11 protein-coding genes and 1 pseudogene are annotated in these 11,711 nt (G+C 70.7%); 6 read left to right on the top strand and 6 right to left on the bottom strand.

Annotated elements, in window-relative coordinates:
- Window positions 1-12: 12 nt before the first annotated feature.
- From ACFYUS_RS04920 to ACFYUS_RS04900, 5 genes are read right to left on the bottom strand one after another with little or no spacing between them, the layout of a single operon-like run.
- Window positions 13-807: an ABC transporter permease gene (locus tag ACFYUS_RS04920; protein WP_388845836.1), complete on the bottom strand. Its 795-nt coding sequence runs from the start codon at window positions 805-807 to the stop codon at window positions 13-15.
- Window positions 807-1,736 (bottom strand): ABC transporter permease, encoded by a 930-nt coding sequence (locus ACFYUS_RS04915; RefSeq protein WP_388845833.1) that lies wholly within the window; start codon window positions 1,734-1,736, stop codon window positions 807-809. The genes ACFYUS_RS04920 and ACFYUS_RS04915 overlap by 1 nt, the downstream gene beginning before the upstream one ends.
- Window positions 1,733-2,881, bottom strand: coding sequence for an ABC transporter ATP-binding protein (locus tag ACFYUS_RS04910; RefSeq protein ID WP_388845830.1), 1,149 nt, complete (start codon window positions 2,879-2,881; stop codon window positions 1,733-1,735). The genes ACFYUS_RS04915 and ACFYUS_RS04910 overlap by 4 nt, the downstream gene beginning before the upstream one ends.
- A 44-nt stretch (window positions 2,882-2,925) precedes the next feature.
- Window positions 2,926-4,173, bottom strand: a complete 1,248-nt coding sequence (locus tag ACFYUS_RS04905) for a PotD/PotF family extracellular solute-binding protein (RefSeq protein ID WP_388845826.1) — start codon at window positions 4,171-4,173, stop codon at window positions 2,926-2,928.
- A 49-nt stretch (window positions 4,174-4,222) separates the two neighbouring features.
- Window positions 4,223-5,737, bottom strand: coding sequence for a gamma-aminobutyraldehyde dehydrogenase (locus tag ACFYUS_RS04900; RefSeq protein ID WP_388845823.1), 1,515 nt, complete (start codon window positions 5,735-5,737; stop codon window positions 4,223-4,225).
- A gap of 175 nt (window positions 5,738-5,912) precedes the next feature.
- On the opposite strand from ACFYUS_RS04900, the gene ACFYUS_RS04895 reads away from it, so the two are divergent.
- On the top strand, window positions 5,913-6,461 hold the full coding sequence (locus ACFYUS_RS04895) for an NADAR family protein (RefSeq protein WP_388845820.1): 549 nt from the start codon (window positions 5,913-5,915) through the stop codon (window positions 6,459-6,461).
- A 62-nt stretch (window positions 6,462-6,523) separates the two neighbouring features.
- On the opposite strand, the gene ACFYUS_RS04890 is transcribed toward ACFYUS_RS04895, so the two are convergent.
- Window positions 6,524-7,228, bottom strand: a complete 705-nt coding sequence (locus tag ACFYUS_RS04890) for a DUF4190 domain-containing protein (protein ID WP_388845817.1) — start codon at window positions 7,226-7,228, stop codon at window positions 6,524-6,526.
- Between the two features lie 74 nt (window positions 7,229-7,302).
- Here ACFYUS_RS04890 and ACFYUS_RS04885 point away from each other — a divergent pair, with 74 nt between their 5' ends.
- The 5 genes and pseudogenes from ACFYUS_RS04885 to ACFYUS_RS04865 all read left to right on the top strand — a co-directional run bounded on the left by ACFYUS_RS04885 (window position 7,303) and on the right by ACFYUS_RS04865 (window position 11,655).
- Window positions 7,303-8,334, top strand: a complete 1,032-nt coding sequence (locus ACFYUS_RS04885; RefSeq protein ID WP_388845814.1) for an adenosine deaminase — start codon at window positions 7,303-7,305, stop codon at window positions 8,332-8,334.
- Between the two features lie 19 nt (window positions 8,335-8,353).
- The gene (locus ACFYUS_RS04880) at window positions 8,354-9,043 is read left to right on the top strand and encodes a glycerophosphodiester phosphodiesterase (protein WP_388845811.1); all 690 of its coding nucleotides are present in this window, start codon (window positions 8,354-8,356) and stop codon (window positions 9,041-9,043) included.
- Window positions 9,040-9,819, top strand: coding sequence for an SAM-dependent methyltransferase (locus ACFYUS_RS04875; RefSeq protein ID WP_388845808.1), 780 nt, complete (start codon window positions 9,040-9,042; stop codon window positions 9,817-9,819). The genes ACFYUS_RS04880 and ACFYUS_RS04875 overlap by 4 nt, the downstream gene beginning before the upstream one ends.
- Window positions 9,820-9,833: 14 nt before the next feature.
- Entirely contained in the window at window positions 9,834-10,952 is a 1,119-nt protein-coding gene (locus ACFYUS_RS04870; protein WP_388845805.1) for a sensor histidine kinase, read from the top strand.
- Window positions 10,949-11,655, top strand: a pseudogene (locus tag ACFYUS_RS04865) (response regulator). The gene ACFYUS_RS04870 and the pseudogene ACFYUS_RS04865 overlap by 4 nt, the downstream one beginning before the upstream one ends.
- The last annotated feature ends 56 nt before the right edge of the window (window positions 11,656-11,711 follow it).

Here is an 11,711-nt window from a genome sequence, read left to right as displayed (position 1 = left end):
GACGTCTTTCGCTCAGGCCGTTGCTGTTTTCTTGCGCCGGTTCGCAATCATTTGCCCGGCCACGACCATCAGTACCGCGAGGATGAACATCGCGGTGCCGATGACGTTGATCTGAACGGGGGTTCCGCGCTGCGCCGAGCCCCAGACGAACATGGGGAAGGTGACGGTGGAACCCGCGTTGAAGTTGGTGATGATGAAGTCGTCGAACGAGAGCGCGAAGGCGAGCAGCGCGCCGGCGGCGATGCCGGGCGCGGCGATCGGCAGGGTCACGCGCAGGAAGGTCTGCACGGGGCCCGCGTAGAGGTCGTTCGCGGCCTCCTCCAGGCGCGGGTCCATGGACATGACCCGGGCCTTGACCGCCGTCACGACGAACGACAGACAGAACATGATGTGGGCGATCAGGACCGTCCAGAAGCCCAGCTCGATCCCCATGTTGAGGAAGAGCGTGAGCAGCGAGGCGGCCATGACGACCTCGGGCATCGCCATCGGCAGGAAGATCAGCGAGTTGATCGCGCCGCGCGCCCGGAAGCGGTAGCGGACGAGCGCGAAGGCGATCATCGTGCCGAGGAGGACGGAGCCGAGCGTCGCCCAGGCGGCGAGCTGGAGCGAGAGCGAGAGCGACTCGCACATGTCGGCGACGCCGCAGGGGTCCTTCCAGGCGTCGAGCGAGAACTCCTGCCAGGAGTAGTTGAAGCGTCCCTTCGGCTTGTTGAAGGAGAACGCCATCACCACGAGGTTCGGCAGGATCATGTACGCGAGCGTCAGCAGGCCCGCGATGACGACCAGGTTCTTGCGGATCCAACGCATCAGACCAAGTCCTCCGTTCCCGCACGGCGGATGTAGACGGTGACCATGCCGAGCACGATCGCCATGAGGATGAAGGAGAGCGCGGCCGCCGTCGGGTAGTCGAGCACGCGGAGGAACTGCGACTGGATGACGTTGCCGACCATCTTGGTGTCGGTCGAGCCGAGCAGTTCGGCGTTGACGTAGTCGCCGCTCGCCGGGATGAAGGTGAGCAGGGTGCCGGAGACGACGCCGGGCATCGACAGCGGGAAGGTCACCTTGCGGAAGGTGACCGACGGGGAGGCGTACAGGTCCTGCGCGGCCTCGTGCAGCCGGCCGTCGATCCGCTCCAGGGAGGTGTAGAGGGGCAGGATCATGAAGGGCAGGAAGTTGTACGTGAGACCGCAGACCACGGCCATCGGGGTGGCGAGGACGCGGCTTCCCTCGGTCCAGCCGAGCCAGTTGGTGACGTCCAGGAAGTGCAGGGTGTTGAGCGCCTGCACCACCACGCTGTCGTCGGCCAGGATCGTCTTCCACGCGAGCGTGCGGATGAGGAAGCTGGTGAAGAAGGGCGCGATGACGAGGACGAGGAGCAGATTGCGCCAGCGGCCGGCCTTGAAGGCGATCAGGTACGCCAGCGGGTAGCCGAGCAGCAGGCAGAGCAGGGTCGCGGTCCCGGCGTACAGCAGGGAGCGGACGAACTGCGGCCAGTACTCCTGGAAGGCGTCCCAGTAGGTCTGGAAGTGCCAGGTGACCTCGAAGCCCTTCTCCAGGGAGCCGGTCTGCACCGAGGTGGAGGCCTGGTAGACCATCGGCAGCGCGAAGAAGACGAGCAGCCAGATGATGCCGGGCAGCAGCAGCCAGTACGGGACGAGCCGCTTGCGGGTGGAGGGCTTGCGCAGAACCGGTTCTTCGACCGGCGCCGGAGCCTCCTTCGTGAGGGTGGCGGTCACGAGGCGTCCTCCACCGTCTCCACGCCCGCGTCGATGTCCTGCGCCGCGTCGAGACCGAAGGTGTGGGCCGGGTTCCAGTGCAGGACGACCTCGGCGCCGGGGCGCAGGCGCGCGTCCCGTTCGATGTTCTGCTCGTAGACCTGGAGCTCCGCGCCCGCCGGCGAGTTCACCACGTACTGGGTGGAGACGCCGATGAAGGAGGAGTCGACGATCCGGCCGGTCACCCGGTTGCGGCCGTCGGCGATCGTGCCCGCGTCGTCGGCGTGCGCGAGCGAGATCTTCTCGGGGCGGACGCCCACGAGCACCTTGCCGCCCACGCGGACGGCGTCCGTACAGCGGTCGCCGGGCACACGGAGCTTGCTGCCGCCGGCCGTGGCCAGAACGTCGCCGCCGGTCTCCAGGACCTCGGCCTCGATCAGGTTCGAGGTGCCGAGGAAGTTGGCGACGAAGGTGGTCTGCGGGTTCTCGTACAGGTCGGCGGGGGCGCCGAGCTGCTCGACCCGGCCGCCGTTCATCACCGCGACCTGGTCGGCCATCGTCATGGCCTCCTCCTGGTCGTGGGTGACGTGCACGAAGGTGATGCCGACCTCGGTCTGGATCCGCTTGAGCTCCAGCTGCATCTGGCGGCGCAGCTTGAGGTCGAGGGCGCCGAGCGGCTCGTCGAGGAGCAGCACCTGCGGGTGGTTGATGAGCGCGCGGGCGACGGCGACGCGCTGCTGCTGGCCGCCGGAGAGCTGGTGCGGCTTCTTGTGGGCGTGCTCGCCGAGCTGGACGAGGTCGATCATCTCGTCGACCTGCTTCTTCACCGACTTGATGCCGCGGCGGCGCAGGCCGAAGGCGATGTTCTCGGAGATGTCCATGTGCGGGAAGAGCGCGTAGGACTGGAAGACGGTGTTGACCGGCCGCTTGTACGGCGGGAGGTCGGTGACGTCCTTGTCGCCGAGGAAGACGGTGCCGGTGCTCGGGTCCTCCAGGCCGGCGATCATGCGCAGCGTGGTGGTCTTGCCGCAGCCGGAGGCGCCGAGCAGGGCGAAGAAGGAGCCCTGCGGGACGGTCAGGTCGAGCGGGTGGACGGCGGTGAACGAGCCGTAGTGCTTGCTGATCCCGGTGAGACGGACGTCGCCGCCGGTGGTGTTGTCAGTCATGGGTTGCGGTCCCAGGGAGTGTAGAGAGGTGGACGAGGCCGGACTCAGGCGCCGATGAGCTTGGCGAACTTCTCCTCGTACGCCGTCTCCTCCGCGCTGGTGAGCGAGCGGAAGGCGTGCGACTTCTTGGCCATGGCCTTGTCCGGGAGGATCAGCGTGTTGTTCGCGAGCTCGGGGTCGATCTTGGAGAGCTCGTCCTTGACCCCGTCGACGGGGCAGACGTAGTTGATGTACGCGGCGAGCTGGGCGGCGACGGGGAGCTCGTAGTAGTAGTCGATGAGCTTCTCGGCGTTGGTCTTGTGCCGGGCCTGCGCGGGGACGAGCAGGTTGTCGCTGGAGGTGATGTAACCGGCGGACGGGATGGCGTACTTGATGTCCGGGTTGTCCGCCTGGAGCTGGATGATGTCGCCGGCCCAGGCGAGGCAGGCCGCGATGTCGCCCTTGTCCAGGTCGGAGGTGTAGTCGTTGCCGGTGAACCGGCGGATCTGCTTCTTGTCGACGCCCTTCTGGAGGCGCCCGATCGCCGCGTCGTAGTCGGCGTCCGTGAACTTCCCCGGGTCCTTGCCCATGTCGAGCAGGGTCATGCCTATGGAGTCGCGCATCTCGGTGAGGAAGCCGACGCGGCCCTTGAGCGACGGGTCGTCGAGGAGCTGGCTGACCGAGTCGACCTTCTTGCCGCCGGTCGCCTTGACGTTGTAGGCGATGACGGTGGAGATGCCCGTCCAGGGGTACGAGTACGAGCGGCCCGGGTCCCAGTCCGGGCGGCGGAACTGGGCGGACAGGTTCGCGTACGCGTTGGGCAGGTTGGACGAGTCGAGCTTCTGCGCCCAGCCGAGCCGGATGACGCGGGCGGCGAGCCAGTCGGTGACGCAGATCAGGTCGCGGCCGGTGTCCTGGCCGGCCGCGAGCTGCGGCTTGATCTTGCCGAAGAACTCGACGTTGTCGTTGATGTCCTCGGTGTACTTGACCTTGATCCCGGTGCGTTTGGCGAACGCCTCCAGGGTCGGACGGTGCTTCTCGTCCTCGCTGACGTCCATGTACTCGGTCCAGTTGGAGAAGGCGACGGTCTTCTCCTTGGCCGAGAAGTCGGTGGAGGCGGGGCCGTTGCCCTCCCGCTTGGCCGGCGGGATGCCACAGGCGCTCAGGCCGGCGAGCCCGCCGATCGTGAGCGCTCCGACGCCCCCCGCGCGCAGCATCGAACGGCGGCTGAGGGCGCCCCGGCCGCTCGTCATGCTGCGCCGTATCGCCGCCAGCTGCGCGGCGGACAGGGTGTCGGGCTCGTACTGCTCCATGCGCTGTGCCCTTTCGGGATGGGTGGGCCGCTGGTCGGGCGGCGAATTGCTATCGGTCCCCGAAGATCGTGCGGTGCCAGTCCTTGGCAGCCACCGCGGTGTTGTCGAACATCACGTGCTTGACCTGTGTGTACTCCTCGAAGGAGTACACCGACATGTCCTTTCCGTAACCGGAGGCCTTGGTGCCGCCGTGGGGCATCTCGCTGATGATCGGGATGTGGTCGTTGACCCACACACATCCCGCCTTGATCTCCCGCGTGGCACGGTTGGCCCGGTAGACGTCACGGCTCCACGCGGAGGCCGCGAGGCCGTAAGGGGTGTCGTTGGCGAGCCGGATGCCCTCGTCGTCACTGTCGAAGGGCAGGGCCACCAGGACCGGACCGAAGATCTCCGACTGCACGACCTCGCTGTCCTGAGCGGCGCCGGTGATCAGGGTGGGACGGTAGTATGCGCCGTTCTCGAGCTCTCCACCAGGGGCTTCGCCACCGGTGACGACGGTCGCGTAGGCGCGGGCGCGCTCGACGAAGCCCGCGACGCTGTCGCGGTGGCGGTGGCTGACGAGCGGACCGAGGTCGGTGCCGGGCGCGAAGGGGTCGCCGACGCGGACGGTCTCCATCAGCTCGGCGACCCGGGCGACGAAGGCGTCGAAGAGCGGGCGCTGGACGTACGCGCGCGTGGCGGCGGTGCAGTCCTGGCCGCTGTTGATGAGGGAGGCGGCGACGGCGCCGTGGGCGGCGGCCTCCAGGTCGGCGTCGTCGAAGACGACGAAGGGGGCCTTGCCGCCCAGTTCGAGGTGGAGCCGCTTCACGGTGGCGGTGGCGACCTCGGCGACCCGCTTGCCGACCGGGGTGGAGCCGGTGAAGGAGGTCATGACGACGTCGGGGTGGCCGACGAGGTGCTCGCCGACGATCCGCCCGGAGCCGCTGACGACGTTGATGACGCCGTCGGGGATCCCGGCCTCCTTCGCCGCCTGGGCGAACATCAGCGAGCTCAGCGGGGTGATCTCGGCGGGCTTGAGCACGATCGTGTTGCCGGCGGCGATCGCCGGGAGGATCTTCCAGGCGGCCATCTGGAGCGGGTAGTTCCAGGGGGCGATGGAGCCGACGACGCCGATCGGCTCGCGCCGGACGTACGAGGTGTGGTCGGCCTCGTACTCGGCGGCCGACTGGCCCTGGAGGTGGCGGGCGGCCCCCGCGAAGAAGGCCGTGTTGTCGATCGTGCCGGGCACGTCGAACTCGGTGGTGAGCTTGAGCGGCTTGCCGCACTGGAGCGACTCCACCCGGGCGATGTCCTCGGCCCAGTCGGCGAGGACGCCGGCGAGGCGGTGGAGGGCCTCGGAGCGCTCGCCCGGGGTGGCTCCCGCCCAGCCGGGGAAGGCGGCCTTGGCGGCGGCGACGGCCTCGTCCACGTCGGCGGTGGAGGCGAGCGTGTACGTGTAGACGCTCTTGCCCGTCGCCGGGTCGATCACGCTGTGTTCCCGATCCGAGGTTCCGGCACGGAGCCTTCCGCCGATGTACTGCGCGCCGTCCGCGAAGCGGTCCGTCACCTGGAAGCGGTTGGTCATGACGCTCTCCGTTGTCCCAGCTCGATTTGAGTGCCGATCCTGACATGGGGATAGTGGCCCAACAAGTGATTCCGTTGTTGCCTTTTGGTTACGCGACGGAATCGGTCGACCATGTGTCGAGGCGGCCGGAAAATCTCCGTACGGAGTGTCCGTGGCGGATGCCAGACTCGCATGTATGACCAAGATCGAAGAGCTGACGCAGCAGGTCACGAGGGGTGACCGAGTGAAGTGGCTGCACTTCTGGGGGCACCGTCCGCACCCCGACGGGCGTCTCTCCGCGAGCTGTCTCAGCCAGTGGTGGCCGGCGCCCTTCACGGTCGACGGCGTGGCCTACGCGACCGCCGAGCACTGGATGATGGCCGCCAAGGCCCGCCTCTTCCGGGACGCGGACGCCGAGCGGGCCGCGCTGAGCGCCCGTACCCCCGCGGAGGCCAAGAAGGCGGGCCGGCTGGTGCGGGGCTTCGACGAGGCGGTCTGGGAGCGCGAGCGCTTCGGGATCGTCGTCGAGGGCAGCGTCCACAAGTTCTCCTCGGACGAGGCCCTGCGCGCGTACCTCCTGGGCACGGGCGGGCGCGTCCTCGTGGAGGCCAGCCCGCTGGACCGCGTCTGGGGCATCGGGCTCGCCGCCGACGACCCCCGCGCCCACGACCCCGCCCGCTGGCGCGGCCTCAACCTCCTGGGGTTCGCGCTGATGGAGGCGCGGGAGCGGCTGCGGAGCGGGTGACACCCGCGCGAAAGGGGGCCCCGCACCGGTCGGTGCGGGGCCCCCTCGCGTGCGTACCGGCGTCAGTTGCCGTCCCGCTCGATCTGGAGGACCGAGGCGAACGGGTCGCTGGAACCCTCCTCGAAGGACGACGTGTCCTGGGTGGCGGCCCAGACGATGAGGCCCAGGATCACGGTGCCGACGACGATGCCGATCGAGCCGAGGATCACGCCCGCGAGCGCCATACCCCGGTTGGTCGCCTCGCCCCGGCCGGCCTTCTTCATGCCGATGATGCCGAAGATCAGCGCCAGGATGCCGAGGATGATGTTGAGTCCGTACAGGCAGAAGCCGACCGCCGCGATGATGCCGAGCACCATCGAGGCGATGCCCATGCCGTTGGACGGCTGCTGCGGCGGCTGCCAGCCGGGCGGCTGGCCGCCGTACCCCGAGCCGTACGACGAGGGGTACGACGCGTACCCCGGCGCGGTCGGCGGCGTGCTCGCCGCGGACGGGTAGCCGTAGGCGCCGGCCGGCGGCGCGGCCGACGGGTAGCCGTAGCCGGGCGTGGCCGCCGGCCCGCCGGGGGCCACCGGCGGCGGCGGGACGTCCCCGCCGGAAGCACCGGGCGCGCCGGGCGCGCTCGGGAAGGACGTCATCGTCGGCTGGTCGTGCACCGGCGAGGGCGACGGCGTCGCCGGCTTGCTCAGTTCCACCCCGTCGCGGTTCGGCGGAGCCCACGGGTCCGTCGGGTCGTACCCGCCCGGCTGCTGGTCTCGATTGTCAGACATGGGCCTCCCCCATCATGGTCACGCCATGCTACGGCCTCGCCCCCGGCGGGGAACCCCCGGCCTACGATGACCCGATGACCGACCTCCACCCTTTCATCGCGGGACTCCCCAAAGCCGAGCTGCACGTCCACCACGTCGGTTCGGCCTCGCCCCGGATCGTCGCCGAGCTCGCGGCCCGGCACCCGGACTCCAAGGTCCCCACGGATCCCGAGGCGCTGACCGACTACTTCACGTTCACGGACTTCGCGCACTTCATCGACGTCTATCTGTCGGTGGTCGACCTGGTCCGCACCCCCGAGGACGTCCGGCTGCTGACCTTCGAGGTCGCCCGGGACATGGCCCGGCAGAACATCCGTTACGCCGAGCTGACCATCACCCCGTACTCCTCCACCCGCCGGGGCATCGACGAGCGCGCCTTCATGGAGGCGATCGAGGACGCCCGCAAGGCGGCCGAGGCCGAGTTCGGCACGGTCCTGCGCTGGTGCTTCGACATCCCCGGCGAGGCCGGGCTCGTCTCCGCCGAGGAGACCGCGCGGCTCGCCACCACCGACGGGCTGCGCCCGGACGGCCTGGTCTCCTTCGGTCTGGGCGGCCCGGAGATCGGGGTGCCGCGCCCGCAGTTCAAGCCGTTCTTCGACCTGGCCCGCGCCGCCGGTCTGCGCTCGGTCCCGCACGCGGGCGAGACGACCGGTCCGCAGACGGTCTGGGACGCGATCCGCGACCTGGGCGCCGAGCGCATCGGCCACGGCACCAGCTCCGCCCAGGACCCCGAGCTCCTGGCGTACCTCGCCGAGCACCGGATCGCCCTGGAGGTCTGCCCGACCTCGAACATCGCGACCCGGGCCGTCGCCACCCTGGAGGAGCACCCGATCCGGCGGTTCGTCGACGCCGGGGTCCTCGTCACGATCAACAGCGACGACCCGCCGATGTTCGGCACGGACCTCAACAACGAGTACGCCGTCGCCGCCCGTCTCCTCGGCCTCGACGAGCGCGGTCTCGCCGCCCTCGCCAAGAACGCGGTGGAGGCCTCCTTCCTCGACGCGTCCGGCAAGGCCAGGATCGCCGCCGAGATCGACACGTACACGAACGACTGGCTGGCGCGCTGACGCCGACGAGAATGGGCCCATGCGCTCTGTGACTGCCGTGGGCCATCGCGGCGACCCGTACCGCGTCCGCGAGAACACCCTCCGCTCGATCGCCTCGGCGATCGAGCGGGGGGCGGACGCGGTCGAGATCGACGTCCGGCTGACGAAGGACGGGGTGCCCGTCCTCCTCCACGACGACACCCTCAAGCGCCTGTGGGGCCACGACCGTCCGCTCTCCGGCCTCTCGCACGAGCTGCTGCGCGAGCTCACCGACGGCGGGGTGCCGACCCTCAGGGACGCGCTGCTCACCGCCGGGGACCACCGGCTGATGCTGGACCTGCCGGGCGGGAACGAGGAGTCGGTCCGCGCGATCGTCCGCACGGTCCGCGAGTGCGGAGCCGGGGAGCGCGTCTACTACTGCGCGGGCGCCGTCGCCATGCTCCAGGTGCGGGCCGCCGACCCGGCCGCCGAGATCGCCCTGACGTGGACCTCGCTCGCCCCGCCCCGGCGGGTCCTGCTCGACGCCGTGCGGCCGCGCTGGCTCAACTACCGCTTCGGCCTGGTGAGTCGGGAGCTGGCCGAGCGGGTCCACCGGGAGGGGCTGCTCGTCTCGGCCTGGACGGCGGACACGCGGCACAGCATGCGTAAGCTGATCAAGAACGGGGTCGACTCGGTCACCACGAACCGGGTCGACACACTCGCCGCCGTGCTGCGAAAGGCTCGCGAATGAACGACCGGATCCGGACCGACATCGCCCACAACGCGCGGGTGTGGAACTACTGGCTGGGCGGCAAGGACAACTATCCGGTGGACCGCGCGGTCGGCGACCAGGTCACCGGCTTCTACCCGAGCATCGGCGAAGTGGCGCGCGCGGACCGGGCGTTCCTCGGCCGGGCGGTGACGCATCTGGCCGCCGAGGCGGGCGTCCGCCAGTTCCTGGACATCGGTACGGGCCTGCCGACCGCCGACAACACCCACGAGGTGGCGCAGCGGGTCGCCCCCGACGCCCGGATCGTCTACGTCGACAACGACCCGATCGTCCTCACGCACGCCCGTGCGCTCCTGACGAGTGCGCCGGAGGGCGTCACCGCGTACGTCGACGCCGACGCCCACGACCCGGAGAAGATCGTGGCGGCGGCCGTCGGGACGCTCGATCTCTCCCGCCCGGTCGCGGTGATGATGCTCGGCATCCTCAACTTCGTCCTCGACACGGACAAGGCCCGGTCGGTCGTGCGGACCGTGATGGCCGCGATGCCTCCGGGCAGCCATCTGGTGCTGACCCACCCGACCCTGGAGCCGGAGCTCGGCGGCGAGGGCAACAAGGCCGCGATGGACTTCTGGAACGAGAACGCGACCCCGCCGATCACCGCCCGCACCCGGGAGGAGTTCGCCTCCTTCCTGGACGGCCTCGACCTCCTGGAGCCGGGCATCGTCTCCTGCTCGCGGTGGCGCTCCGAGGAGGGCCCCGTGGTGGCGCAGTTCGGCGCGGTGGGCCGCAAGCCGTAATGGGCATACGGGGGATGCGGGAACTGCGCACCTGGGGGGCCGCCCATCCCGGGGCGGTGGACATCGGCCTCGCGCTGGTCGTGCAGGCGGCGATGACGATGCCGTTCGTGGTGCCGCGCGGGCCCGAGCTCGAACCGGCGACCTGGTCGGCGTACGGGCTGACGACGCTGACGGTGGTGCCGCTGGTCTGGCGGCGGCGCGCGCCGATGGCGGTGCTGCTCGCGATCCTGGCGACGAGCGCGCTGTACAAGCTGGCCGTCGAGGGGCCGGGGCAGCCGCTGCCGTACACGGGTCTGGTGAGCGTCTACACGATCGCGGTGCTCGCGCCTCCGTGGCAGCGGCTCGTGACGGCGGGGCTCATGGTGGTCGCGGTGCCGGCCTCGGTGTGGCTCAACACCCAGTCGGTGCGCGAACTCACCTTCTCGCTCTTCGTGTTCGGCGCGGCCTATGTCTTCGGGCGGCTCACGGACGCCCGGCAGCGGGCGCAGCGGGTGGAGGCCGAGCGGGCGGCGGCGCGCGAACGGGCCCGGATCGCCCGGGAGATGCACGACATCCTGTCGCACGCGGTGAGTCTGATGGTCGTGCAGGCGGAGGCGGGCCCGGTGGCGGTGCGGGCGGCGCCGGAGCGGGCGGAGGCCGCGTTCGAGGCGATCTCGGAGACGGGCCGGGAGGCGATGGTCCAGCTGCGGCAGATGCTGGGGCTCCTCCGCGAGGGCGGTGAGGCCGCGGCCCCCCGGGAGCCGCAGCCGGACCTCGCGGACCTTCCCGTGCTCCTGGAGCGGGTGCGGGCCGGCGGTCTGGCCGTCGGGTACGCGACGGAGGGCGGGGTGCGGGCGCTGCCCGCGGCGACCGGCGCGAGCGTCTACCGGATCGTGCAGGAGGCGCTGACGAACGTGGTGAAGCACGCGCGGGCCCGTACGGTCGACGTGCGGCTCGCGCATGCCGGCGGTGTCCTGCGGGTCACGGTGACCGACGACGGGCGCGGCCCGCAGGGCGGTCCCGGCGGGCACGGTCTGGTGGGCATCCGGGAGCGGGCCGCCGCGCACGGCGGGACGGCGGAGACGGGGCCCGGTCCGGACGGGCGGGGGTTCGAGGTGCGGGTGCTGCTGCCCGTGGGAGAGGGGAAGGGATGACGATCCGGGTGGTGGTCGCGGACGACCAGGAACTGGTCCGCAGCGGCTTCGCGATGATCCTGGACGTGCAGCCGGACATCGAGGTCGTGGCGGAGGCCGGGGACGGGGCGGAGGCCGTGGAGGCGGTGCGCCGGCTCGCGCCGGACGTGGCGCTGCTCGACATCCGGATGCCCCGGACGGACGGCATCGAGGCCTGCCGGACGATCAGCGCGGAGTCCGGCTGCCGGGTGGTGATGCTGACGACCTTCGACACCGACGCGTACGTGTACGAGGCGCTGCACGCGGGCGCGAGCGGTTTCCTCCTCAAGGACGTGCGGCGGGACGATCTGGTGCACGCGGTACGGGTGGTGGCGGCGGGCGACTCGCTGCTCGCGCCGTCCGTGGCCCGGCGGCTCGTGGAGCAGTACACGGCGGGCGGCCCGCGCAGGACGGCCGATTCCCGGCTGGACGTGCTGACGGGCCGGGAGCGCGAGACGCTGCTCCTCCTCGCCCGGGGCCTGTCGAACGCGGAGATCGCGGCGGAACTGGTGGTCAGCGACCACACGGTGAAGACGCACGTGGGGAACGTGCTCGCCAAGCTGGGGCTGCGGGACCGGATCCAGGCGGTGATCTGCGCGTACGAGACGGGCCTGGTCGCGGCGGGCTCTCCCCCGCCCGGGGGATGAGCCGGCCGGGTCCCTCCCCCGCGCCGGGGAGGAACTGAGCCGCGGAAGACCGCCGGTGCGGGCGATCCGTGGATCGCCGCCGGTCAGCAGGATG

Origin of the sequence: Streptomyces sp. NPDC004284, assembly GCF_042874035.1 — a bacterium.
Lineage (GTDB): Bacteria > Actinomycetota > Actinomycetes > Streptomycetales > Streptomycetaceae > Streptomyces.
This window is presented reverse-complemented; position numbering and strand designations above follow the sequence as displayed.